The sequence below is a fragment of the Hydrocarboniphaga daqingensis genome, from assembly GCF_900129825.1.
GTDB classification, from domain to species: domain Bacteria; phylum Pseudomonadota; class Gammaproteobacteria; order Nevskiales; family Nevskiaceae; genus Hydrocarboniphaga; species Hydrocarboniphaga daqingensis.
Genome location: NZ_FQWZ01000003.1, coordinates 303,824 through 326,771 on the forward strand (window position 1 = coordinate 303,824; position 22,948 = coordinate 326,771).

19 protein-coding genes are annotated in these 22,948 nt (G+C 66.8%); 11 read left to right on the top strand and 8 right to left on the bottom strand.

Annotated elements, in window-relative coordinates:
- The 6 genes from BUB09_RS07360 to BUB09_RS07385 are packed head-to-tail and all read left to right on the top strand — an operon-like array spanning position 1 to position 7,235.
- A complete protein-coding gene (locus BUB09_RS07360) occupies positions 1 to 1,788 on the top strand; it encodes an acyclic terpene utilization AtuA family protein (protein ID WP_072896203.1) in 1,788 nt (595 codons plus the stop codon).
- Entirely contained in the window at positions 1,785 to 2,462 is a 678-nt protein-coding gene (locus tag BUB09_RS07365) for a TetR/AcrR family transcriptional regulator (RefSeq protein ID WP_072896205.1), read from the top strand. Before BUB09_RS07360 ends, BUB09_RS07365 begins: the two co-directional genes overlap by 4 nt.
- Positions 2,459 to 3,961 carry an acetyl-CoA carboxylase biotin carboxylase subunit gene (locus BUB09_RS07370; RefSeq protein ID WP_072896207.1) on the top strand — a complete coding sequence of 501 codons (1,503 nt, stop codon included), beginning with the start codon at positions 2,459 to 2,461 and terminating at the stop codon, positions 3,959 to 3,961. The genes BUB09_RS07365 and BUB09_RS07370 overlap by 4 nt, the downstream gene beginning before the upstream one ends.
- Before the next feature lie 38 nt (positions 3,962 to 3,999).
- Positions 4,000 to 4,503 (top strand): acyl-CoA carboxylase biotin carboxyl carrier protein subunit, encoded by a 504-nt coding sequence (locus BUB09_RS07375; RefSeq protein ID WP_072896208.1) that lies wholly within the window; start codon positions 4,000 to 4,002, stop codon positions 4,501 to 4,503.
- Positions 4,503 to 5,591: an esterase/lipase family protein gene (locus BUB09_RS07380; RefSeq protein ID WP_139250169.1), complete on the top strand. Its 1,089-nt coding sequence runs from the start codon at positions 4,503 to 4,505 to the stop codon at positions 5,589 to 5,591. The genes BUB09_RS07375 and BUB09_RS07380 overlap by 1 nt, the downstream gene beginning before the upstream one ends.
- A gap of 36 nt (positions 5,592 to 5,627) precedes the next feature.
- Positions 5,628 to 7,235 (top strand): acyl-CoA carboxylase subunit beta, encoded by a 1,608-nt coding sequence (locus tag BUB09_RS07385; RefSeq protein ID WP_072896211.1) that lies wholly within the window; start codon positions 5,628 to 5,630, stop codon positions 7,233 to 7,235.
- A 146-nt stretch (positions 7,236 to 7,381) separates the two neighbouring features.
- Here the strand turns inward: BUB09_RS07385 and BUB09_RS17175 are convergent, their stop codons facing one another.
- Positions 7,382 to 7,546 (bottom strand): hypothetical protein, encoded by a 165-nt coding sequence (locus BUB09_RS17175; RefSeq protein ID WP_175550128.1) that lies wholly within the window; start codon positions 7,544 to 7,546, stop codon positions 7,382 to 7,384.
- A 151-nt stretch (positions 7,547 to 7,697) separates the two neighbouring features.
- Between BUB09_RS17175 and BUB09_RS07390 the strand changes: the two genes are divergently transcribed.
- The 3 genes from BUB09_RS07390 (at position 7,698) to BUB09_RS07400 (ending at position 12,901) form a co-directional block, all read left to right on the top strand.
- The gene (locus tag BUB09_RS07390) at positions 7,698 to 9,611 is read left to right on the top strand and encodes a propionyl-CoA synthetase (RefSeq protein ID WP_217650257.1); all 1,914 of its coding nucleotides are present in this window, start codon (positions 7,698 to 7,700) and stop codon (positions 9,609 to 9,611) included.
- A 334-nt stretch (positions 9,612 to 9,945) separates the two neighbouring features.
- A complete protein-coding gene (locus BUB09_RS07395; protein ID WP_175550129.1) occupies positions 9,946 to 11,856 on the top strand; it encodes a DUF1302 domain-containing protein in 1,911 nt (636 codons plus the stop codon).
- Positions 11,857 to 11,932: 76 nt separating this feature from the next.
- Positions 11,933 to 12,901 (top strand): flavin reductase, encoded by a 969-nt coding sequence (locus tag BUB09_RS07400; protein WP_072896666.1) that lies wholly within the window; start codon positions 11,933 to 11,935, stop codon positions 12,899 to 12,901.
- 50 nt (positions 12,902 to 12,951) lie between these two features.
- Here the strand turns inward: BUB09_RS07400 and BUB09_RS07405 are convergent, their stop codons facing one another.
- The 6 genes from BUB09_RS07405 to BUB09_RS07430 all read right to left on the bottom strand — a co-directional run bounded on the left by BUB09_RS07405 (position 12,952) and on the right by BUB09_RS07430 (position 18,935).
- Positions 12,952 to 13,647 carry an EthD domain-containing protein gene (locus tag BUB09_RS07405; protein ID WP_072896216.1) on the bottom strand — a complete coding sequence of 232 codons (696 nt, stop codon included), beginning with the start codon at positions 13,645 to 13,647 and terminating at the stop codon, positions 12,952 to 12,954.
- A gap of 11 nt (positions 13,648 to 13,658) precedes the next feature.
- On the bottom strand, positions 13,659 to 14,450 hold the full coding sequence (locus BUB09_RS07410) for an SDR family oxidoreductase (RefSeq protein ID WP_072896218.1): 792 nt from the start codon (positions 14,448 to 14,450) through the stop codon (positions 13,659 to 13,661).
- Positions 14,451 to 14,506: 56 nt separating this feature from the next.
- On the bottom strand, positions 14,507 to 15,682 hold the full coding sequence (locus BUB09_RS07415) for a sulfotransferase family protein (protein WP_072896668.1): 1,176 nt from the start codon (positions 15,680 to 15,682) through the stop codon (positions 14,507 to 14,509).
- A complete protein-coding gene (locus BUB09_RS07420) occupies positions 15,682 to 16,803 on the bottom strand; it encodes a DUF1214 domain-containing protein (protein WP_217650258.1) in 1,122 nt (373 codons plus the stop codon). The genes BUB09_RS07415 and BUB09_RS07420 overlap by 1 nt, the downstream gene beginning before the upstream one ends.
- Before the next feature lie 71 nt (positions 16,804 to 16,874).
- Positions 16,875 to 18,089, bottom strand: a complete 1,215-nt coding sequence (locus tag BUB09_RS07425) for an NADH:flavin oxidoreductase (protein WP_072896220.1) — start codon at positions 18,087 to 18,089, stop codon at positions 16,875 to 16,877.
- 99 nt (positions 18,090 to 18,188) lie between these two features.
- Entirely contained in the window at positions 18,189 to 18,935 is a 747-nt protein-coding gene (locus tag BUB09_RS07430) for a 2OG-Fe dioxygenase family protein (RefSeq protein WP_084083236.1), read from the bottom strand.
- 168 nt (positions 18,936 to 19,103) lie between these two features.
- Between BUB09_RS07430 and BUB09_RS07435 the strand changes: the two genes are divergently transcribed.
- Positions 19,104 to 19,913: a putative RNA methyltransferase gene (locus tag BUB09_RS07435; protein WP_217650259.1), complete on the top strand. Its 810-nt coding sequence runs from the start codon at positions 19,104 to 19,106 to the stop codon at positions 19,911 to 19,913.
- A 13-nt stretch (positions 19,914 to 19,926) separates the two neighbouring features.
- Here the strand turns inward: BUB09_RS07435 and BUB09_RS07440 are convergent, their stop codons facing one another.
- Positions 19,927 to 21,834 (bottom strand): B12-binding domain-containing radical SAM protein, encoded by a 1,908-nt coding sequence (locus BUB09_RS07440; RefSeq protein WP_139250171.1) that lies wholly within the window; start codon positions 21,832 to 21,834, stop codon positions 19,927 to 19,929.
- 111 nt (positions 21,835 to 21,945) lie between these two features.
- Between BUB09_RS07440 and glk the strand changes: the two genes are divergently transcribed.
- Positions 21,946 to 22,947, top strand: a complete 1,002-nt coding sequence (glk, locus tag BUB09_RS07445) for a glucokinase (protein WP_072896225.1) — start codon at positions 21,946 to 21,948, stop codon at positions 22,945 to 22,947.
- The last annotated feature ends 1 nt before the right edge of the window (position 22,948 follow it).

Consider the following 22,948-nt stretch of genomic DNA (forward strand, 5'->3'; position numbering starts at 1 on the left):
ATGAGCCAGCCCGAAACGCGCAAGAGTCTGGTCCGTATCGGCTGTGGCGCTGGCTTTTGGGGCGATAGCGCCGAAGGCCCCAAGCAGCTGGTCGATTCCGGCGCGATCGATTATCTGATCCTCGACTATCTGGCCGAGATTACGATGTCCTTGCTGGCGCGCGCGCGTGCCAAGGATGCGGCGCTGGGCTATGCCACCGATCTGCCCGGCGTCGTCGCCCGGCTCGCGCCGCAGCTCAAGGCGCAGGGCATCAAGCTGGTCACTAATGCCGGTGGCGTCAATCCGCAAGCCTGCAAAGCGGCGATCGAAGCGCGGCTGCAAGCGCTGAACATCGATCTGAAAGTCAGCATCGTCACCGGCGATGACTTGATGCCGCAGGTCGAGGCGCTGCGCAGCCGTGATGTGCGCGAGATGTTCAGCGGTGACGCCTTCCCGGCGCAGCCGTGGAGCGCCAATGCGTATCTGGGTGCGTTCCCGATTGCGGCCGCGCTCGATGCCGGTGCCGACATCGTGCTGACCGGACGCTGCGTCGACTCAGCGCTGGCACTGGGTCCGCTGATTCATGAGTTCGGCTGGAAGGCCGACGATTACGACCTGTTGTCGGCGGGTAGCCTCGCGGGGCACGTCGTTGAATGCGGCGCGCAAGCCACCGGCGGCGTCAGCACCGACTGGCGCGAGGTCGCCGACGACTGGGACCGCATGGGCTTCCCGATTGCCGAATGCCGCGCCGACGGTGGCTTTGTCGTCACCAAGCCGGCCGGCACTGGCGGCCGCGTCGTCGTCGACACCGTCGCCGAACAGATCGTCTACGAGATCGGCGACCCGGCGGCCTACCTGCTGCCCGACGTGACCTGCGATTTCACCAACGTGCAGTTGACGCAGATCGGACCGGACCGCGTCGACGTGCGCGGTGCGCGCGGCTCGGCACCCACCGCGCAGTACAAGACCTCGACCACGTACCAGGACGGCTTCCGCTGCAGCGGCACGATGCTGATCGGCGGCGTCGACGCCGTAGCCAAGGCCGAAGCCGTGGCCGCCGCGATTCTGAAGCGCACGCGGCGCTTGATGACCGAAGCCGGCTTCGCCGACTACCGCCGCACCGATGTCGAAGTGCTCGGCGCCGAAGCCAACTGGGGCGCCAACAGCCGCGCTCGCGGCACGCGCGAAGTGCTGCTGAAGATCGCCGTCCACCACGACAACGCCAAGGCGCTGGACGTGTTCGGTCGCGAGTTCATCCCGCCTGCGACCTCGATGGTGCAGAGCATCACCGGCTTCTCGGGCGGACGCCCGAGCGCTACGCCGCTGGTGCGCCTGTTCTCCTGCCTGGTCGACAAGACGCTGGTGCCGATCGAAGTCGACGGCCGGCCGTTCGAGGCGCCTGCGGTGCGCTACCAGGCCGCGCCCGCCGGATCGACGCCGCAGCGTGCGACGGCCACTGATGCCGCGGCAGCGCTCGCGCCAGCGGAGGCCACGGTGCCGCTGATCCAGATCGCCTACGGCCGCAGCGGCGACAAGGGCGACAGCGCGAATATCGGCGTGTTGGCGCGCAAGCCCGAGTATCTGCCGTTGTTGCGCGAGCAATTGACCGCTGCCGCCGTGCGCGCATATCTGGCGCACTTCGTCGACGGTGAAGTGCTGCGCTATGACTGGCCGGGCCTGAACGGTTTCAACTTCCTGCTGACGCAGGCGCTCGGCGGCGGTGGCACGGCCAGCCTGCGTTATGACCCGCAGGGCAAGATGCTGGCGCAGGTGCTGATGGACTTCCCGATCCGGATGCCAGCGCGATGAGCTTGCGCACAGCAGCCCCGCGCTTGGCGCGCGAGCAACGCGTCGACGAGATTCTGGTCGCCGCCCGCGCGGTGTTCTGCGAGAAGGGCTACGAGGCGGCCGGTGTCGCCGAGATCGCTGCACGGATCGGCGTCGTCGAAGGCACCGTCTACAAGTACTTCGCGACCAAGCGCGATCTGCTGCTGCGCACGCTGGAGAACTGGCACGACGAGTTGTTTGGCGACTGCGCACGCGAGCTGGAGTCGATCGACGGCGCCCGTGCCCGTCTGCATCGGCTGATCTGGCGGCACTTGCGTGCGTTGCGCGACTACCCACAGCTGTGCCGATTGATGTTTCGCGAAGTGCAGTCCGAACACGATTATCGCGGCACCTCGCTGCACGGTCTGAACCGTCGCTACACGCAGTTGCTGGTCGACGTCATCGAGCAAGGTGCCGCTGCGGGCGAGTTCCGTCGCGACGTACCGCCGACGCTGCTGCGTGCGACCGTTTACGGCGGCATCGAACATCACGCCTGGAATTACTTGTGCGGCCGCGGCGCGCTCGACATCGACGCCATCGCCGATCAATTGCTGTCGCTGTTGTGTGAGGGTCTGGCGACGCCGCCGACCGTCGCAGTGGAACGTATCGAGCCGCGCCTCGTCGCCGGCACCGACCATCACAGGAAGTCTGCATGAGCCATTCCAGCGCCCCCTCATCATGGCCGTTCGATTCGGTGCTCGTCGCCAATCGCGGTGAAATCGCCGTGCGCGTGCTGCGCACGGTCAAGAAGCTCGGCTTGCGCGGCATCGTCGTCTACCACGCGGCCGACCGCGGCGCGCTGGCGGTGACGATGGCCGATCAAGCGATCGAGATCACCGGCAGTACGCCGGTCGCGGCCTACCTCGACGCGGCGCAGATCTTGGCAGCCGCCAAGGCCAGCGGCGCGGGCGCGATCCACCCAGGCTACGGCTTCTTGTCGGAGAACACCGGCTTCGCGCGCGCGGTCGAGGCAGCGGGCCTGGTGTTCATCGGCCCGCGTCCCGAGCAGATCGAACTGATGGGCGACAAGGTGCGTGCGCGCAACTTCGTCGAGAAGGGCGGCTTTCCGGTGGCGCCGAGCGCGATCGAAGACGACGATCCCGCGACCTTCGTCGAGCGGGCGCGCTTGGTCGGTGCGCCGCTGCTGATCAAGCCATCGGCCGGTGGTGGTGGCAAGGGCATGCGCATCGTCCGCGACCTGTCGCTGCTGGAAGGCGAGATCGAGCGCGCGCGCTCCGAAGGTCTGCGCTACTTCGGTGACGGCCGCTTGTACGTCGAACGCTACATCGAGAATCCGCGCCACATCGAAGTCCAGGTGCTGGGCGATGCCTACGGCAACGTCGTCCATGTGTTCGAGCGTGAATGCTCGGTGCAGCGCCGCTTCCAGAAAATCGTGGAAGAAACGCCGTCCCCGGCGCTCGATGCCCCGCTGCGCGAGCGCATCTGCGAAACCGCCGCTGGCATCGCCCGCTCGGCTGGCTATCGCAATGCCGGCACCGTGGAGTTCATCTTTGGCCAAGGCGGCGAGTTCTACTTCCTTGAGATGAACACGCGGCTGCAGGTCGAGCATCCGGTCACCGAAGAGATCACCGGACTGGATCTGGTTCACGAGCAATTGCGCGTCGCCGCTGGCGAAACGCTGCGGCTGCAGCAGCACGACATCCGCTCCAGCGGTCACTCGATCGAGTTCCGGATCTATGCCGAAGATCCGGGCCGTGGCTACACGCCGACCACCGGTCCGGTGCTGGTGCTGCATCCGCCGCAGGGCGAGGGTGTGCGCTGGGACAGCGGTGTGGTGCAGGGTGGCGAAGTCACCAGTGCCTTCGATCCGATGATCGCCAAGCTGATCATTCGCGGTCGCGACCGCAGCGACGCGATCGCGCGTGCTGACGCCGCGCTGCGCGACACGGTGCTGCTCGGCTGCAAGACCAACACCGCGTTCCTGCGCCGCTTGATCGCGCATCCGGCGTTCATCGCCGGTGACGTACACACCGGCTTTCTCGACGCCAACCCGCAGATCGCAGCCGACCCCGAATTGGGTGAGGACCGCTTGCAGGCGCTGCTGGCCGTCGCGGCGATGTCGACGCAGCCGCTGCGGGAAGGCGCTGACGTGATACCCGAGCTGCACGCGGCGATCGGCGACTGGACCAACTAAACGCGAGCCGGGCGAAGCCCGGCCGGCAGGGGAGCACCATGCATCATGCCTTCAAGCTCGGCGACGCCGAGCACAACGTTGCGCTGTCGCGCGGACCGGGCGTCTATCGCTTGCACCGCGAAGGCCACACCGTTTCCGTCACGCTGGCGGAGCTGCACAACGGCCGTGCGCTGCTGTCGATCGGCGACCATAGCGTCGAAGTGGTCGTCGCCACGCGCGGCGACGACGTGTTCGTTCATCTCGACGGCGAGGCCTATCAGCTGCGTTACCGCCATCCGCTGGACCGGCTTGCCGCCAGCGCCGGTGGAAGCGCCGATGACAGCATCCGCGCGCCGATGCCGGGCAGCATCGTCGCTGTACAGGTCACCGTTGGCGATGCCGTCACCAAGGGCCAGACGCTGCTGGTGATGGAGAGCATGAAGATGGAGACGACGATCGCCGCGCCGCGCGACGGCGTCATCGAAGCGCTGAGCTATGAAAAGGGCCAGACCTTCGACCGCGATGCCTTGCTGGTCAAGCTCGCCGCCGCGGGCAAGGCCTGATGAGGACGATGCTGGCACCGATGCGCCACGCGCTGCTCGGCTCGCTGATGCTGCTGTCGCTCGCCGGCTGCGGCGGTGGCGACGAGGTGCTCGATGCAGCAGCGCCGGACGCGGACACGTTCCAGCGCTTGGTCGATGCCGACCCGCCGCTGTCGCCATCGCCCGATGCACTGGCGGCGTCGCTGACCTGCACGCCGTTCACGCATCCGGACAAGCCGGCCGTGCTGCTGGTGCACGGCACCTTCACCAGCGGCTTCGAGCAGTACGAGTGGACTTATCTGCCGCTGCTGCAGAACCGCGGCTACGATGTCTGCTATGTCACCTATCCCGATCGCGGCTTTGGTGATTCGCAGATCAGCGGCGAGTACGTCGTCCATGCGATCCGCGAGACGTTCCGGCGCAGTGGGCGACGCATCGCCGTGGTCGGACACAGCCAGGGCGTCACCGTGGTGCGCTGGGCGCTGCGCTGGTTTCCATCAACGCGGGTGGCTGTCGACGACTTCATCGCACAGGCGGGTCCGAACCAGGGTACGGCCAACACCTCGGTGTTCAGCACGATCGCCAGTCTCGGTCTGATCGGCATCCCCGAATCGTTCCACCAGTTCAACCCGGATTCGCGCTTCATCGAGGCGAGCAATCGCGGCGATCAGACGCCGGGCGATGTTTCCTATACCGCGCTGTACACGCTGTTCGACGAACTGGTGCAGCCGGTGCAACCGGTGCCGACTGCCGCACTGGATTTCGGTCTCGACAATCCACGCGTCAGCAACATTCTGCTGCAGGACGTCTGCCCCGGCCGCATCGTCGACCACGTGACGATCGGGCTCAATGACGCGCTGACGTTCACGCTGGCGCTGGACGCTTTCGATCATCCGGGGCCGGCCAGCGTCGAGCGCGTACTCGCTGCAGCGGGCGGTCAGACCGGCCTGTGCGGGCCGCTGTCGCTGCTGCCCGATCTGGTCATTCCGCCATTGCCGCAGCTGCTGCGCGGCATCGTCACCATCGTGCTCAAAGAGCCGAGCAACGGCCTGCCGACGCTGCACTTGTCGCGCACCGAGCCTGAGCTGCAGCCGTACGCGCAACCCTGAACCGTTACGACACCGAACCTTCCGAGTGCCGCCGCAATGAAACGCATCGAATCCAAGCTCAACACGGCATCTGCCGAGTTCCAGGCCAACGCCGCGCACAATCGCGCGCTGGCCGACGCGTTCAAGGAGAAGCAGCGCAAGGCGCGCCATGATCGCCCTCAGCGCGACGTGGACCGCTTGCGTGCGCAGAACAAGCTGCTGGTGCGCGAGCGCCTGCAGCAACTGCTCGATCCGGGCACGCCGTTTCTGGAACTCTCGTCACTGGCCGCCAACGAGGCCTACGACGGTGAAGTGCCCGGTGCGGCATGCGTCACCGGCATCGGCATCGTCGCCGGCCGCGAAGTCGTCATCAACGCCGGCGATGCCAGCGTCAAGGGCGGCGCCTGGTATCCGCTGACGGTCAAGAAGACGATCCGCGCGCTCGACATCGCGATCGAGAACCGCCTGCCGGTCGTGCATCTGTGCGATTCGGCTGGCGGCTTTCTGCCGCTGCAGGCCGATCTGTTCGCCGACAAGTACTACGCGGGCCGGATCTTCCGCAATCAATGCATGCTGTCGAAGATGGGCGTCCAGCAAGTCGCTGTCGTGCTCGGTCACTGCACGGCCGGCGGCGCCTACGTACCGGGCCTGTCGGACTACAACGTGATCGTGCGCGGCACCGGTGCGATCTTCCTGGCGGGCCCGCCGTTGGTGAAAGCGGCCACCGGTGAAGATGTCAGCGTCGATGACCTCGGTGGTTGCGACATGCACACCTCGGTATCGGGCACGGCCGACTATCCGGCCAGCAGCGAGCAAGAGGCGATCGCGATTGCCCGCGACATCGTCGCGCAGTTCCATCGCCAGCCGAAGGCCGGCGTCGAATGGCAGCCGCCCGAGGCGCCGTTCTACAGCCCCGAGGAGTTGTACGGCGTGCTGCCGCGCGACATCAAGCAGGGCTTCGACATGCATGAGGTGATCGCGCGCCTGGTCGATGGCTCGCGCTTTCATGAGTACCAGCCCAACTACGGCAAGACGCTGATCTCCGGCTATGCGCACTTGTGGGGCTACAAGATCGGCATCTTGGCCAACAACGGCGTGCTGTTCAACGACAGCGCGCTCAAGGGCGCGCACTTCATCGAGCTGTGCAATCAGAACAAGACGCCGCTGGTGTTCCTGCAGAACATCACCGGCTTCATGGTCGGCCGCGAGTACGAGCGCCGTGGCATCACCAAGGACGGCGCCAAGATGATCATGGCCGTGTCCAATTCCGAAGTGCCGAAGTTCACCGTCATGTGCCACGGCAGCTTCGGTGCCGGCAACTACGGCATGAGCGGGCGTGCGTTCGATTCACGCTTCCTGTTCTCGTGGCCGCAGTCTCAGATCAGCGTCATGGGTGCCGAGCAGGCGGCCAACACGCTGGCCGACGTCAAGATTCGCCAGCTCGCCAAGCAGGGCAAGCAGTTGACGCAGGCTGATATCGATGCGATCCGCGACCCGGTGCTCGGCGAGTTCAAGCGCAAGCAGAGCGCGTACTGGAGCACGTCGGAAATCTGGGACGACGGCATTCTGGCGCCGCCCGATACGCGCAACGCGCTGGGCATGGCGATCAGTGCCGCGCTGAACGCACCGATCGCCGAGCCGCGCTACGGCGTGTTCCGCATGTAGCGCGTTCTGCGCCGGGCGGGCCTTGCGGCCCGCTCCGGCGCCGACGGCTTACTTGTTCTTCTTCTTTTCGTTCTTCTCGGCGCGCTTTTCGGCCGGCGTCTTCAGCGGCTTCTTCTTGGTTTCCTTCTTTGCGTCCTGGCTCTTGCTCATGATGTCGGCTCGGTTGATGAGGGCGCTTGGCCCTGGGTGTCGGTGTCACCTTCGGCGCCGCCCGTGCCACGGGCCAGCTTTTTCAGGCGCTTTTCTTCCTGCTGCTTGCTCTTCTTCAGTTCCCGCTGTCGCTTGTCGAATCCGTAATTGGGCTTGGCCATGTGCGCTCCGTTGTCGACGGCCAGTCTACGGGAATGATCGCCGGTCAGTTTTTGACCGGTCGCGCGACGGCGCCGGGCGCGGCATGCTAGCCGCCGACGTTCCTCGCTCCGCCGCCGGATGGCGCGCGGTCCACCGATATCAGGGATGACCATGGACCCGAACGCAATGTCGACATCGAACACGCTGTATCAGGCTCAGTACCAGCAGGCGCAGCTCGACCCCGAGGCTTTCTGGGCCGCGCAGGCCGACGCACTGCACTGGGATCGACGCTGGGACCAGGTGCTGGATCGCCGCAATGCGCCGATCTATCGCTGGTTCGACGGCGCCGAGTTCAACACCTGTTACAACGCGCTCGATCGCCATGTCGAGGCCGGTCGCGGCGACCAGTTGGCGCTGATCTACGACAGCCCGGTCACCGATACGCGCCAGCAATACAGCTACCGCGAGCTGACCGAGCGCGTCGCGCGCGTCGCTGGGCTGCTGCGCGCGCAGGGCGTCGGCAAGGGCGACCGCGTGGTCATCTACCTGCCGATGGTCCCGGAAGTGGCGATCGCGATGCTCGCCTGCGCGCGGATCGGCGCGATCCATTCGGTCGTCTTCGGTGGGTTTGCCGCGCCGGAGCTGGCCAAGCGGATCGATGCGGCGAAGCCGGTGCTGGTGCTGACCGCCAGTTGCGGCATCGAGCCGGGCCGCATCGTCGAATACAAGCCGCTGCTCGACGAAGCACTGACGCTGGCCGAGCACAAGGTCACGCGCGTGGTGCTGCTGCAACGCAAGCAGTGCCTGGCGTCGATGCAGCCGGGCCGCGATCACGACTGGCAGCTGGCCGAGGCCGCTGCCGAGCCGGCGCCCTGTGCGCGGATCGCGGCGACCGATCCGCTGTACGTGTTGTACACGTCCGGCACCACTGGCAAACCCAAGGGCGTGGTCCGCGATCACGGTGGCCACGCGGTGGCGCTGCTGTACTCGATGAAGGCGGTCTACGACGTCGGCCCTGGCGACGTGTTCTGGGCCGCATCGGATTGCGGCTGGGTCGTCGGCCATTCGTACATCGTCTATGGGCCGCTGCTCGCCGGCTGCACGACGATCCTGTACGAAGGCAAGCCGGTCGGCACGCCCGATGCCGGCGCGTTCTGGCGCGTGATCTCGCAGTACCGCGTCAAGTCGTTCTTCACCGCGCCGACCGCATTCCGCGCGATCAAGAAAGAAGACCCGCGTGGCGAGCTGATCGGCCGCTATGACCTGAGCAGCTTGAAGACGCTGTATCTGGCCGGCGAGCGCTGCGATCCGGACACCGTGCTGTGGGCGCAGCAGATGCTGAAAGTCCCGGTGGTCGATCACTGGTGGCAGACCGAACTCGGCTGGCCGGCGATCGCCAACTGCATCGGCCTGACGCCGATGACCGTCAAGCCGGGCTCGGCCACAGTGCCGGTGCCCGGCTTCGATATGCAGGTGCTCGATGCCGACGGTGCGGCGCTGCCGGCCGGCGAAATCGGCAATCTGGTGATCAAGCTGCCGCTGCCGCCGGGCACGCTGGCAACGCTGTGGAACGACGAAGCCGGCTATCGCGACAACTACCTGTCGCGCTATCCCGGCTATTACCTGACCGGCGACGCGGGCGTGATCGATGAGGACGGTTATTGCTGGGTGATGTCGCGGATCGACGACATCATCAACGTCGCCGGCCACCGGCTGTCGACTGGCGCGATGGAGGAAATCCTGGCCGCGCATCCCGATGTCGCCGAATGCGCGGTGATCGGCGTCGCCGACGCGCTCAAGGGCCAGTTGCCGGTCGGGCTGGTCGTGCTCAAGAGCGGCGTGACGCGGCCGGCCGACGAGATCACGCGCGAACTGGTCGAGCGCGTGCGCGCCAGCATCGGCGCCGTTGCGGCGTTTAAGCAGGCCGTGATCGTGCCGCGACTGCCGAAGACCCGCAGCGGCAAAGTGCTGCGCGCCACGATGCGCGCGATCGCCGACGGCCGCAGCTACACGATGCCGGCCACGATCGACGACCCACGGATTCTCGACGAGATCGCGCCGCTGCTGGTGCCGCCGCCACGCTGACGGTCGATACTCGACGCAACTTCGACGCGTCGGCTGACTTCGTCACAACGGGCGATGCCGGCGCGTGCTGCTGTCGTCGATATCAGCGCTGCAGTGGCGGCAACACCGGCTGATCAATCGCCACCGGCGACGACGCGGTGCCGGCCATTGAGGCGTTTTTACCGCTCGAACCCGTTTGTTGACGATGCGCGCCTCATCCATGCAGCCGATGGAGCAGGCGGCGCCAACGTCTAGCATTCCGGATAAGCACCCGGAGTCTTGCCGGCACGGCAGGCACTCCGCGAGATGCGATGACACAACAGGTCCGCTCAAGCGGACGACCGGAGACCGTGCGATGGGAATGTTGAATGGGGAGCAACTGGCTGCGCGTCGTGTGCGCCAGCGCTGGCAGGCGGGTTTGGCGTGCGTGGGGACGGCGCTGAGCTACAGCGGTGCAGCCAACGCTTACAGCTTCTGGGGCATCGAGATGGATTCGCAGCTGTCGGCGACCTATTCGACGGCGATGCGCGTCGAGTCGCCTTCCAACGGCATCACCAATCCGCCGCCGCCTCCCGAAATCCCGGTCGCCGATTTTCTGAAGGTGTCGCAGTTCAACTTCGACGACGGCAGCCAAAACTTCAACAAGGGCTCGCTGATCAACAACCGCATGACGCTGCTCGGCGAGCTGAACTTCGCCCGTGATGACTTCGGTCTGGTGCTGCGCGGCGACGTGTTCTATGACCGTGCCTATCGCAAGCGCAACGACAACAATTCGCCGGACACGATCAACAAGACCGAAGGCGAGGTCAACGAGTTCAGCAACGACGCGCGCTACCGTGACGGCCGTCGTGCGCGTTTCCTCGACGCCTATGTCTACGGCAGCTGGTATCTGGGCGAAAGCGCAGCACTGAACGTGCGTGTCGGCCGGCATATCGCTGCGTACGGCGAAAGCCTGTTTTTCAGCGGTATTTCGTTTGCACAGGCGCCGGCCGATGCGACCAAGGCGGCGATCCCCGGCGCCGACGTCAAGAGCATCCTGCTGCCGGTCAACCAGATCAGTGCGCAGCTGTCGCTGAATGACCGGGTCAGCTTAGTGGGCCAGTACAAGCTGCAGTTCAAGCACACCGAACTGTATCCGGTCGGCGAATTCTTCTCGCCGGCGGACGTTGTCGGCCCCGGTGCCGAATTCATCTACGGCCTGCGCAATCCGCTGTTCTTCGGCAACTACCAGAACACCAACCTGTTCTCGACCGACACCATACAGCTGCTGCAGACCGCCGCCGGCTTCTTGAACACCGAGCTGCCGGCCGGAGCGGCGCTGACCACGCTGTTCAACAACCTCGACAGCTTGCTGCCCGATGTGCCGATTCCGTTGGCGCTGATTCCGCAGCCGAACCAGCCGCGGTTCATCAACGTGATTCGTCAGGGCGATATCCGCCCGAGCGCACACGGCCAGTACAGCGTCGGTATCAAGTACCAGCTGACGCCGACGACGAACGTCGGTGCGTTCCGCCTGCGCTATCACGACACCAACCCGGCGCCCGTGCAGAACTACGGCAGCGCGCCGCTGCTGGTCGGCCCCAATGGCAATCCGCTGATTTCGACCGGCGATCTAGGCCTGCTGGTGCCGACGACCTACAACATCCGCTACTTCGACGGCGTCGACATGACGGCGCTGAGCCTGTCGACCTCGTTGTTCGGTGCCAACATCGGTATGGACCTGACGTACCGCGAGGGCACGCCGGTGCTGGTCGACGCCGACGGCGGCATCCAGGGTCCGATCCCGACGCCGGTGCGCGGCAATGTTGGCCAGATCCAGTTCTCCGGCTTGTACACGATCGGTCCGCGCTGGTTCTGGGACACGCTGACGCTGGTCGGCGAGGTGGGCTACAACAACGTGTTTTCGCATCAGCAGGCTTGCGCCGCGACGCCCGACAGCTGCCGCCGCGACTTCACCAACACGCGTGACGCCTCGGCGGCACAGATGATCGTGCTGATCGACAAGAAGAACGTATTCCCGGCCTGGGACGTGAACTTCCCGATCATCATGTCCGGCGTCATCAACGGCCAGAGCTCGCTGCTCGGCGGCTTTGGTCAGCTCAACGGCCCTGGCGACTACCGCGCCAGCGTCGGCGTCAACTTCACGCGGCTGCAGGCGCTGACGCTGGGTATGGCCTACAACGCCTACATCGGCTCGGCGGACACCAAGCTGCGGCCGATCCAGGACCGCGACAACGTTTCGTTCTCGGCCAAATACAACTTCTAGTCCCACAGAGCCCGACCCGATGGACACTCCCGCGACTTCGGCTGCGCAAATCGCCCGTTCCATGCATGCTATGGAAATGAGCCAGACCGAAACATTCGATGCGACGGAGTTCCGTCGGGCGCTGGGTAGCTTCGCTACCGGCGTCACCATCATCACCACGCTGGATGCCGACGGTAATAAAGTCGGCCTGACCGCCAACAGCTTCAACTCGGTATCGCTGAATCCGCCGCTGGTGCTGTGGAGCCTGGCCGAAACCTCGGCCAGTCTGCCGGCGTTCCGTGCGGCGACCCATTGGGCCGTGCACGTACTGGCGGCCGATCAGGAGCCGCTGTCGTCGCGCTTCGCCAAGCGCGGCGTCGACAAGTTCGCCGGTCTGGAACTCGACACCGGGCCGGACGGCATTCCGCTGCTGCGTGGCTGTACCGCGCGCTTCGAATGCCGCACCGCGTTCCAGTACGAAGGCGGCGATCACGTGATCTTGGTCGGGCAAGTGCTGAAGTTCGAGCGCGCCGAGTCGGCTCCGCTGGTCTATCACAGCGGCCGCTATGCGCACGCGACGCGCCGCGACGACAGCTTGAAGCCGCGCAGTGCCTATCTGGCCGGCAGCTTCAACGAAGACTTTCTCGGCTATCTGCTCGGCCGCAGTCACCACCAGTTCTTCAGCAAGATCCGCTCGCATCTGGATCACGAAGGGCTCAGCGACGAAGAATTCTATCTGCTGTCGACGCTGACGCTGAAGCACGATCTGTCGGCCAGCGAACTCGACGCCGGCATGGCGGGCGTGCTCGACGACCACAGCAGCTCGGCGCTGCAGTCGCTGATCGGCCGCGGCCTGGCACAGACGCTGGACGGCAGCGACGGCAAGGCCTTCGAGCTGACGCTGGAAGGCCGCGCTTGCGCGTTGCGGATCATCTCGGCCGCCAAGGCGGTCGAGTCGCAGTTGCTGGAGCGGCTGGGCCCCGGCGAAGGCGAAGTGCTGAAGTCGCTGCTGAACCGCTTGCTGTCGGCGACCGACGCCGGCGCCAGCGCGCTGTGGCAGACCTGATCCGGCAAGGCTGGTCGTAGCAGCGGCGCCGGGCTCGGCGCCGCGCCGCTTCAGCAGCAGTACTGACTGGTCGGCAGCACGTCGAGTTGGTCCATGTCGATGAAGCGATGGACGCTGTCCATCATCCGGTCGAGATTGTGCTGGAACCGCTCGCCGTCACCGGCCGCATCAAAAAACACCAGAGGATCGGTCATTGCCGCCGCTGGGAAACATTCTTCGACGAAGGCGTCGTAGTGCGGCGCGTCAGGCGTCAGCGTGCGCGCCACGACGTTCTGGATGTACTCGAACGTCGATTGCGTCTCGATCGCCACCGCCGTGTGATGCCCGTGCCAGATCGACAGCCACTGCGCCACGTCGAGTCGCGCCGGCCGCTTCAGCAGCGCCATCTGCGCAAAGCCCGTCGTCCGTTCGCCGCGCTGCGCGGGGTGGCGCTGATTCACCAGCGGCTGCGACTCGGTGACCAGATAGGCCGCGATGCGGGCGCTGTGGGCCAGCAGTGCCGCGTCCAGCGGCGCGCGCCGCGAGTCGATCGCGGTATCGACCCAGACTTGCGCGATCGCATCGGGCGGCGATGCCGACGAGACACGGCGCAGCGCCGATGCCGGGGCGACATCGGCGTCCTGCAGGTTGAACTTCAGCGAGCGCAGCAGCGGCTTCAGCGATGGCGCGCTGTGCCGCAAGCCCTCCGCCCAACTCTGCGCGTCGATGTCGACCGGTCGCCATAGCAGATAGATCAGCTTTTCCATGGCGCGCCCACTCAGGGCATGTACATGCCGCCGTTGCAGTCGAGTGCCGCGCCGGTGATCGCACTGGCGTAGTCCGATACCAGGAACAGCGCGGCCCGCGCGCATTCGTCGTCGGTGACGATGCGGCCCAGCGGGATGTCCTTGGACACCTGCGCCTTGAGTTCGTCCAGCGGCACGCCGGTCTGCTGTGCCTGCATCACCATGTAGCCTTCCACCGGCGCGCCCCACATCCAGCCCATGTGGATCGAGTTGACGCGGATGTTGTCCTTGCCGACTTCGTTGGCGAGGAACTTCACCGAGGTTGCCAATGCGCCCTTGCTCGCGGCGTAGCCGGCTTCGGGCACCGACGGCACTTTGCGTGCGGCCATCGTGTTGATCATTACCACCGCGCCGGACTTGCGCTGCTGCATGCCCGGCAGCACCGCTTGCGTCAGCTTCAGCGTGCCGAGCAGGTTGACGTTGAACACGTCGGCCCAGCGGTCGAGGTTGGCGGTCGATGCGTGGTCGAAGTCGCCGTGCACGAACGCGCTGTTGACCAGCGCATCGATGCGGCCGAAGGTCTTCAGCGTCGTCTCGACCAGGCGGTCACACTGGCTGCGGTCGCTGATGTCGGTGACGATCTTCAGCACCTGCGTGTCGACACCCAGCGCTTTGATCCGCGCCTCGGCATCGTCGAGCTTGTCGGCGGTGCGTGCCGCACAGACCACGCCACGCGCGCCTTCACGCGCCGCTTCGATCGCGAGCTTGACGCCCAGGCCCGGCCCGATGCCGGAAATGACGACGACCTTGTCTCTCAGCAGCATGGCGCAGCGCTCCTCGTTGGTTTCGTTATGTGATGCGTGCCGGGCCGGCGTGGTGCTCAGCCCAGATGCCGCGCGATGTACGCGGCGAAGTCCTGCTCGATCTGCGCGTCGGACAAGCCGAACTGCGCAGCGGTGTAATCGTGGCCGCCCTGGTGTGACTTCTCGTCTTCGACCAGCCAATGGCGCATCGTCTCGGCGATGGCCGGCGGTAGATCCTGGCCCAGGAACGCGTAGACCTGGCTCACGACCTCCATCGGCCGCTTCACGGTGTCGATGAAGCGCACGTCGCAGAACGCCTCGGCGCCGCGCTGATCGCGTATCTGCATCGTGTGCAGCAGCGCGCGACGCATCAGGTCATTCCATTCGCGGCCGGCCGCGGCGGCGCTGGCGTTGTCGCTGTAAATGCACCACAGCGCATGGATGAAGCTGGCGATCGATGGAATGCTCGACTTGGGATCGCGATGCGTCTGGATTACCCGAGCACCAGGGAACTCGTCGAGTAGCACCCCCATGCGCAGCAAGTGGTGCGGTGCTTTCAGTACCCAGCGTTCAGCCGTGATGCCGCGCTGCCGCTTCTGCCACTGCAGGAACTGCAGCATCCGCTTCAGGAAGGCGTAGGCCGGACGCTGGTCCTGCGCATCCATCCACTGCATGTAGCTCGGCACGTCGGCATAGGCATTGAACGCCGACAGGAACGAGTGCTCCATCAGCATCACTTCTTCGTCGGCCGCGTCGGCGTCCATCGGATGGATCGCGGTCAGCTTCGGCATCGCCGTGGTCATCGCCTGCACGTCGCTGCGCGCTTGTGCGATCCGTGCCGACGGCTGCTGCAGTGTCTCGCCGGCAAACGGCACCGGGTAGATCGACTCCCACCACGCCATCCAGTGAAAGCGTGGGTCGCGCGACAGCAGGCGGTGCAGCTTGGTTGTCCCGGTTCGCGGCAGGCCGACGATCACCACCGGCGCGGCGATCACCTCGTTGGCGATCTCCGGATGCTGTTTGAAATAGTCTTCAAGCCGCAGCCGATTGACCAGCTGACTGATCAGCTTGGTTCGCATCAGATAGACGCCGGTCGGCGACAGCTTGGCCTCACGTTCCAGCGACTCGCACAAGCGATGCAGCGCCGGCATGAAGCGCGCATCGCCGAAATCGTCCAGGCCGCCGGTGCTGCTGCGTGCTTCGGCCAGCAGGGCGTCGACGGCAAAGGCGCCGATCGCGGTGGGGGTCGTCATCAGAGCCATTCTCCTTGGGCGCCGAGTCGAACGACGCGCGTGGTCGGATGCACGGGCTCGGCAGCACCGACCCAGCGCAGGCACATCGTGCCGATGTCGTGACCGGTGGTGTGCAGCCAGTTCGCGTGGCCGGGGTCGCGATGCGACAGCACCATCGTCACGCCGCCATCGGCGTCGAGCTGCGCACTGTGCTTGTTCAGATGGATGCGCTGATGACGATAGTCGAGCGATTCCATCCACCAGTTGTTGATCTGCAGATTCCAGAAGCGGCAGTCGGGCACGCGCGCCACATGGATCACCAGCGCCTCGTCCGGCGCCAGCTGCCAGGCCGAGTGGTAGTACAGGATGTTCGGGTCGCCGCCGACGCGCTGACACAGCGCTTGGTCGGCCAGCGGCAGTTGATTGACATGCGGCAGATAGCTCTGCGCCCAGTTCGCGAACAGCTGCGCGGTGCCTTCGACGAAGCGTGTTGCGTTGCCCAAGCCCTGCGTCAGACGCGCAGCGCTTAGCGGCGCGGGCGCGGCGTCCTTGTGCAGCCGTTCGATCGTCAGTTGCGCGGGGCGCTCCTGCGAGCGGTCCATGAACGTCTGGCGCACGATCACCGCGTTGCTGGCGGCTTCGATCCGCAACCAGTTGCGCGCATCGGCAGGACGCACGTCACTGAGCACGATCTCGAAGCGACCGTCGGCGCCGTCGAGTTGCAGATCGGCCACGTCGATGAAGCCGGTCTGCTCCATCTTGCCGTCGGTCTCGTAGCCGCCTTTCTGCGTGCCGATCGACAGATACGACACGCTGCCGCGCGTGCCGCGGATGCGATAGCCATGCGCGCCGTTGATGCGCGCCATCATGTACAGATTGTCGGGGTTGTCGGCGCCGATTTTGCCGGTTTCGTGCGACGGCGCGAAAAAGCCGGGGAAATCCGGATCGGCGAATTCCAGATGCATTTCCAGGCCGATCCGCAGCAGCCGCGTCAGATAGCGCCAGCCCTCGGCGCGATCGAGCTCGGTGGCCGGCGTTTCGGCACGCAGCACTTGTTGGCCGGCGCGCTTGAGCGCGTCGCAGAATTCGTCCCAGGCCTGGCCCGAGATCACTGCCTGAGTTGCGTCGCTGCCCATCGACATCCCCGCCATCATGTCCGTGGACGGTAGAACCGCGACGCCGCAGGGGCTTCGTCTATTCGACGTAGGGCAGGTCAGACGGCCGGCATCGCATTGAGCGAGGCATCGGGCGCCGGGCCGATCACGCAGTGCGTGCCGGCCGGCGTGTACATCGACACCACGCAGCGATTGCAGGCGGTGCAGCCCGACACGCGTGTGCTGCCGTCGGCGAAGCGCTGCACCAGGCGCGCGTCGTGGATCAGCGCACGTCCCATCGTCACCGCATCGAAGCCGTCGGCCATGATCTGTTCGACCGCGTCCATCGACTGCGCACCGCCCAGATATGCCAGCGGCATCGACACCGCACTGCGGACTTTCAGCGAGTGCTCGCGCAAGTACAGCGGCTTGAACTGCACCTTGGGCTCGATCAGCCGCATCAGCCGCGTCGACAGCTTGACCACGGTGTTCTGCATGTTTTCGACCGCTTCGCGCGGCATCGGGCTGCCGAAGATCGCCCACGGCGATTCGACGTTCATGCCGCCGCTGAGCACCAGCAGATGCGCGCCCTCGCGCTCGAGCACGCGTGCAATCGCCGCAGCATCTTCGGCCGTACCGCCTTTGCGAAAGCCCTCATCGACGCCGATCTTGCAGGTCACCGCGACGCGGGTGCCGACCGCGTCGAGCACGCGGCGCAGAATCTGCGCCGGAAAGCGCGCGCGGGCGACCGCATCGCCGCCGTAGCCGTCGCGGCGCTTGTTGTAGCCGGGCGACAGGAACTGGCTCAGCAGATAGCCGTGGCCCATGTGCAGTTCGACGGCGTCGAAGCCGGCCTCGACGGCCAGCTGCGCACCGTCGACGAATTGCTGCGTCACCAGCTCCATTTGCGCTGCATCCATCTGCGTGCGCAACAGCCGTCCGCTGACGACACCGACGGCGTTGAAGCCGCCCGACGCGCTCAGCGGATAGCGCGTCGACAACTGCTTGAGGAACGTGAATGCGCCGCCGTGCGTGATCTGCGCGCAAGCCGCGGCGCCGTGCGCGTGGACGGCATCGGTCAACGCGCGCAAGTGCGGCAGGATGCCGCGATGCAGGTGGATCTGGTCTTCGAACGTGCGGCCGTCAGCACTGACCGCGCAGTACGCAACCGTGGTCATCGCCGCGCCACCGGCTGCGATCGCGCGGTGGTGTTCGACCAGTGCCCGGCTGGGGATGCCGCCCGGCGCCATGCCCTCGTTGGTCGCGGACTTGATGAAGCGGTTGCGCAGCGTCAGCGGGCCAATCGTCAGCGGGCTGAAGGCGGAACGGGTCATGAGATGGCGCCAGGCAGGGATGACGGCTGCCAGCCTGATGCCTCGCTGCCGGGCTGGCCTCGTCTGCTTGCCGTAGGCCGTCGCCCGGTATCGCGCGGATCAGGCCGCGCGGAACGTCACCACCAGCACGTCGCGGAACGCCGGCTGCTGCGGGTCGATCGGCTCGACCGGCGTCACGCCGTGGTAGACGCGGTGATCATCGACCAGCGTCGCGTCGAACGGCTGCGTCAGCGTGAAGCTGCCCAGATCGTCGCCGGCCGGCGTGTGGATCGTCGTCGTGCCGCTGGCGATGTTGTGGCGGCGCACCAGCAGCACCAGCACGTAGTCGACGCCGTCGCGGTGCACGCCTTCGGGCGTCGGCTTGCCGGCTTCGCCGGCCGCCGCTTCGATCCGGAACTGATGCACTTCGACGTGCCAGCGGTTCACGGCCGGCGCCAGCGAGCCGAACAGCCGGTGACAGAAGCCGAGCACGGCGTGCATCGTCGCGCCGCTGCCGACGGCGTCAGCGATCGGCTCGAACCAGCGTGCGACGTTGCCGTTGAGCGGGTTGTACTCCAGCCCCTGGAAATGCGGCTGATGGGCCGCGCGCTCGATACCGCCGGCATCGGCCTGGTAGACCGCGTACAGCCGGCGCCGGTAACGGCCGCCGTCGGCCATGTAGGTGTCCAGCGGCATGCCGTCCCAGGCGGCGACAAACGCGGGCCAGTCGTCCAGCGCTCGCTCGGCCTGCAGCAGCGGCTGCATCGCCGCGCCCTGCAGAAACACGTGGCCGGCGCGTTTGAGTCCGTCGGCCAACTCGGCGATCGAGGGCGTGGGGACGGACGGTGCGGCGGCAGCGGCGGACATGGCAGTGGACCTCGGTGCGGCGGTTGCCGGTCGGCGGCGCCGCGATACGTGAGGCGGCGGATGATCCGCCCGCCCGTGGGTGCGGTCAATTGCCGCTGCGGCAGCGGCTGGAGTGCCGGTCGGCGACCCGCTAGGCTGCGCGCCCTTGCCCGATGCCATGCCCGTCCCGTGCTGATCTGCCCGCTGTGTCGCCAGATGCTCGACTGCCAGCCCAAGGTCTGGCGCTGCGCGGCCGGACATTGCTTCGACGTCGCGCGCGACGGCTACGTCAACCTGCTGCCGGTGCAGCACAAGCACAGCACCGACCCCGGTGACAGCGCCGAGTCGCTGGCCGCGCGACGCGCGTTCCTGGAAGCAGGGCATTACGCGCCGCTGCGCGACGCGGTGCTGGCGCAGATCGGCGCTGCCGGCGCGCGCTCGGTGTTGGACCTGGGCTGCGGCGAAGGCTGGTACACGCAAGCCTTCCCACAGGCCCCCGGCGCGCCGGCCGTGATCGGCTTGGACATCGCCAAGCCCGGCATCCAGCTTGCCGCGCGCCGTCATCGCAGCGCCGGCATTACCTGGCTGGTCGCCAGCGGCGCCGCGCTGCCGGTGGCCGACGGCACGCTCGACCTGATCACCTGCCTGTTCACGCAGCTGCACGTGGCCGAAATGCACCGCGCGCTGCGGCCTGGTGGACAGGTGCTGGTGGTCACGCCGGCGCCGACGCATCTGTGGAGCCTGCGCGCCGGCTTGTTCGATGAGGTGCGCGCGCACGAGCCCGACAAGTTCGTCGACGGCTTCATCGCCGCGGGATTCACGCTGCTGGCGCAGCAGCAGGTCGAGGCGTCGCTGCGGCTGGACAACACCGCGCTGCGCCAGTTGCTGGCGATGACGCCGTATGTGTGGAAGGCGCGGCCCGAGCGTCGCGCGGCGCTGGAGCAGCAGACCGACTTCGAGACGACGGCGGCGTTCGCGCTGCTGCGCTTCGGCCGCTGACGCCGCCGCGCGGCTAGCCCAGCGCGCGCGCGATCACGTCGCGTGCCACCTTGGGCCGCGGCACCTTGATGTCGAACCAGGCGCGGACGTCCTGATCCAGCGCGATGCCGTGCATGTAGTTGTACAGCGCCTTGTTCAGCGCAACGCCGAGGCGGTCGTGGTCGACGCCGGTCGGGTCGATGAACGCGATGTCGTTCTTGCCGAACGTGCCGGCCGGCGGCGGTACCAGACGCACGCCGTATTCGTCCGGGTTCTGGCCGACCGGCGAGTGCACGGTGCAGGTGAAGCGATGGAAGTAGCCCGATTGCAGGCAGCCTTCCTCGAACAGCTGGCGCACGTATTCGAGCGCATCCACGGTGTCCTGCACCGTCTGCGTCGGGAAGCCGTACATCAGATACGCGTGGACCAGCACGCCGGCCTCGGTGAACGCGCGCGTCACCCGCGCCACTTGCTCGACGCTGACGCCTTTCTTCATCAGCTTCAGCAGCCGGTCGGACGCGACTTCCAGCCCGCCCGAGATCGCGATGCAGCCGCTGTCGGCCAGCAGCTGGCACAGCTCCGGATTGAAGCTCTTTTCGAAGCGGATGTTGCCCCACCAGCTGATCGACACGCCGCGGCGGATCAGCTCCTGCGCGAGCGCCTTGAGCACTTTCGGCGGCGCGGCTTCGTCGACGAAGTGAAAGCCGGTCTGGCCGGTTTCGGCGACGATGGCTTCGATGCGGTCGACCAGCGTCGTCGCCGATGCGGCGTCGTAGCGCGAGATGTAATCGAGGCTGACGTCGCAGAAGCTGCATTGCTTCCAGTAGCAGCCGTGCGCGACCGTCAGCTTGTTCCAGCGGCCGTCCGACCACAGACGGTGCATCGGATTGAGCATGTCCAGCAGCGACAGGTAACGGCGCAGCGGCAGGCCGTCCCAGGTCGGCGTGCCGACGTGGTTGAACGCGATGTCCGGCTCGCGCGAATCCAGGTACTGCACCGCGCCGCTGTCAGGATCGCGGACGAAGGTGCGCACTAGCGCGCTGCGCTCGCGCTCGCCGCGCCAATGCGCCAGCAGGTTCAGCAGCGGCCGCTCGCCGGCATCGAGCGTCACATAGTCGAAGTAGTCGAACACGCGCGGCTCGGCCAGCTCGCGCAGCTCGGTGTTGACGTAGCCACCGCCGAGCACGGTGATGATCTCGGGCTGCTGCCGCTTGATCGTCTGCGCGATCCGGAACGCCGCGTAGACCGCGCCCGGAAACGGCACCGAAATCAGCACGACGCGTGGCTGATGCGTGGTGATCGCATCGCATGTCAGCCCATGCAGGATCTCGTCGACCAGCGTGTACGGCGCGTCCAGTGCGCAGGCCAGCGGATCGAAGCTCGGCTGGCTCATCGCCAGCGACTCGGCATAGCGGACGAATTCGAAGCGCGGGTCGACCGCGTCGCGCAGCACGTCGGCGAGGTCGTTCAGGTACAGCGTCGCCAGATGCCGTGCGCGATCGTGCAGGCCGAGCGCGCCGAAGGCCCAGGCCAGCGGGTCGCCGCCGTCATCGTCGACGTAGACATCGAGCGAGGCAAAGCGCGGTCCTTCCGGCAGGAAGCGGCGGCTGACGATGCGGTGCGCGATCGTCGGATCGGTGCTCTGCAGAAACGCGATCGTCGGCGCGATCGTCGCGCGATACGCCGGGAACTGCTGGCGAAACGCATCGACACGCGGCGTGATCGCAGCGGCCGGCAGTGCATCGATGCAGGCCTTGATCCGGTCCAGTCCAGCGACGCTGAACAATTCCAGCACCAGCGCCAGCGCCAGGTCCGCCTGCACCGCGGCGACGCCGTTGCCGCGCAGGAAGCCGGTCAGGTAGGCGGTGGACGGGTAGGGCGTGTTCAGCTGCGTCATCGGCGGGATGATCGACAGCACGCGCAGATCGGCGGCAGGGGACATCGTGTGCATCGGCGAGAGACGCGGAAGGTGCGCGAGTGTAGCCCGCGTTGACAGCGCCGCGCCGCGCCGCCTAGCGTGGCCGCCTCTCAGGCCCTCTCCCGCACGACCGCAATGCGCAACCCATCCCTGCTGGTGGCCGACATCGGTGGTACCAACGCCCGCTTTGCGCTGACCGAGCCCGGCGCCGCGCAGCCGCCGCTGCGGTATCAGCAGGCCGTCGCCACGGCCGATTTCGCCAGCTTGCGCGACGCGGTCGAGCATTATCTCGGTCAGCTGCCGGGCGTCGAGGCAAGACCAAGCCGCGCGGTGTTCGCGGTGGCCTCGGCCGTGACCGGCGATGCGGTCAAGATCACCAACAACCCGTGGGCGTTCTCGATCCGCGAACTCGGCGCGCAATTGCGGCTTGATGCGCTCGACGTGATCAACGACTTCACGGCGATGGCCAGCGTGCTGCCGGTGCTGCACGACGCCGATCTGCAGACCATCGGCAACGTGGCGCGCGCGCCGTCGCCGACGGCCGGCGCCGGCGAGCGGCGCTGCTACGCGGTGGTTGGCCCTGGCACCGGCCTGGGTGTCGGCGGCGTGATCGTCGAGCGCGGCCGCAGCGTCGTCATCGAATCCGAAGGCGGGCATGTCGGCTTTGCGCCGGGCACGGCCTACGAACTAGAACTGCTACGCGTGCTGCTGCCGCGCTTTGGCCGCGTGTCGGCCGAGCGGCTGATCTCCGGCACCGGGCTGGTCAACCTGTACGACGCCGTCCGCGCCGTGGACGGACTGCCGGCCGACCCGCTGACGCCGCCGCAGATCAGCGCTGCGGCTGAGCGCGATCCGCAAGGCCCGGCCGCGCGCACGCTGCAAGTGTTCGCCGAACTGCTCGGCGCGTTTGCCGGCGATGTGGCGATGGCCTTCGGTGCCTGGGACGGCGTGCTGCTGCCGGGTGGCGTCACGCAGAAGCTGCTGCCGTGGATCGAGGCCGGCGGCTTTCGCCGCCGCTTCGAGGACAAGGGCCGCCACGGTGCGATCCTCCAGCGCATTCCGACGCAAGTGATCCTGCATCCGCAGGCCGGCTTGCTCGGCACGGCGGCCTACGCCGCCGGGCTGGTGCTGCGCTAAG

Excerpts from the sequence above, each read along its gene's own strand:
- BUB09_RS07415 (WP_072896668.1), bottom strand. The coding sequence starts at position 15,682 with ATGACGACCCCCACCGCGATCGGCGCCTTTGCCGTCGACGCCCTGCTG.
- BUB09_RS07425 (WP_072896220.1), bottom strand. The coding sequence starts at position 18,089 with ATGACCCGTTCCGCCTTCAGCCCGCTGACGATTGGCCCGCTGACGCTG.
- BUB09_RS07400 (WP_072896666.1), top strand. The coding sequence starts at position 11,933 with ATGAGCCAGACCGAAACATTCGATGCGACGGAGTTCCGTCGGGCGCTG.
- BUB09_RS07375 (WP_072896208.1), top strand. The coding sequence starts at position 4,000 with ATGCATCATGCCTTCAAGCTCGGCGACGCCGAGCACAACGTTGCGCTG.
- BUB09_RS07430 (WP_084083236.1), bottom strand. The coding sequence starts at position 18,935 with ATGTCCGCCGCTGCCGCCGCACCGTCCGTCCCCACGCCCTCGATCGCC.
- BUB09_RS07395 (WP_175550129.1), top strand. The coding sequence starts at position 9,946 with ATGGGAATGTTGAATGGGGAGCAACTGGCTGCGCGTCGTGTGCGCCAG.
- BUB09_RS07405 (WP_072896216.1), bottom strand. The coding sequence starts at position 13,647 with ATGGAAAAGCTGATCTATCTGCTATGGCGACCGGTCGACATCGACGCG.
- BUB09_RS07360 (WP_072896203.1), top strand. The coding sequence starts at position 1 with ATGAGCCAGCCCGAAACGCGCAAGAGTCTGGTCCGTATCGGCTGTGGC.
- BUB09_RS07410 (WP_072896218.1), bottom strand. The coding sequence starts at position 14,450 with ATGCTGCTGAGAGACAAGGTCGTCGTCATTTCCGGCATCGGGCCGGGC.
- BUB09_RS07385 (WP_072896211.1), top strand. The coding sequence starts at position 5,628 with ATGAAACGCATCGAATCCAAGCTCAACACGGCATCTGCCGAGTTCCAG.
- BUB09_RS07440 (WP_139250171.1), bottom strand. The coding sequence starts at position 21,834 with ATGTCCCCTGCCGCCGATCTGCGCGTGCTGTCGATCATCCCGCCGATG.
- BUB09_RS07370 (WP_072896207.1), top strand. The coding sequence starts at position 2,459 with ATGAGCCATTCCAGCGCCCCCTCATCATGGCCGTTCGATTCGGTGCTC.
- glk (WP_072896225.1), top strand. The coding sequence starts at position 21,946 with ATGCGCAACCCATCCCTGCTGGTGGCCGACATCGGTGGTACCAACGCC.
- BUB09_RS17175 (WP_175550128.1), bottom strand. The coding sequence starts at position 7,546 with ATGGCCAAGCCCAATTACGGATTCGACAAGCGACAGCGGGAACTGAAG.
- BUB09_RS07365 (WP_072896205.1), top strand. The coding sequence starts at position 1,785 with ATGAGCTTGCGCACAGCAGCCCCGCGCTTGGCGCGCGAGCAACGCGTC.
- BUB09_RS07390 (WP_217650257.1), top strand. The coding sequence starts at position 7,698 with ATGGACCCGAACGCAATGTCGACATCGAACACGCTGTATCAGGCTCAG.
- BUB09_RS07420 (WP_217650258.1), bottom strand. The coding sequence starts at position 16,803 with ATGTCGATGGGCAGCGACGCAACTCAGGCAGTGATCTCGGGCCAGGCC.
- BUB09_RS07380 (WP_139250169.1), top strand. The coding sequence starts at position 4,503 with ATGAGGACGATGCTGGCACCGATGCGCCACGCGCTGCTCGGCTCGCTG.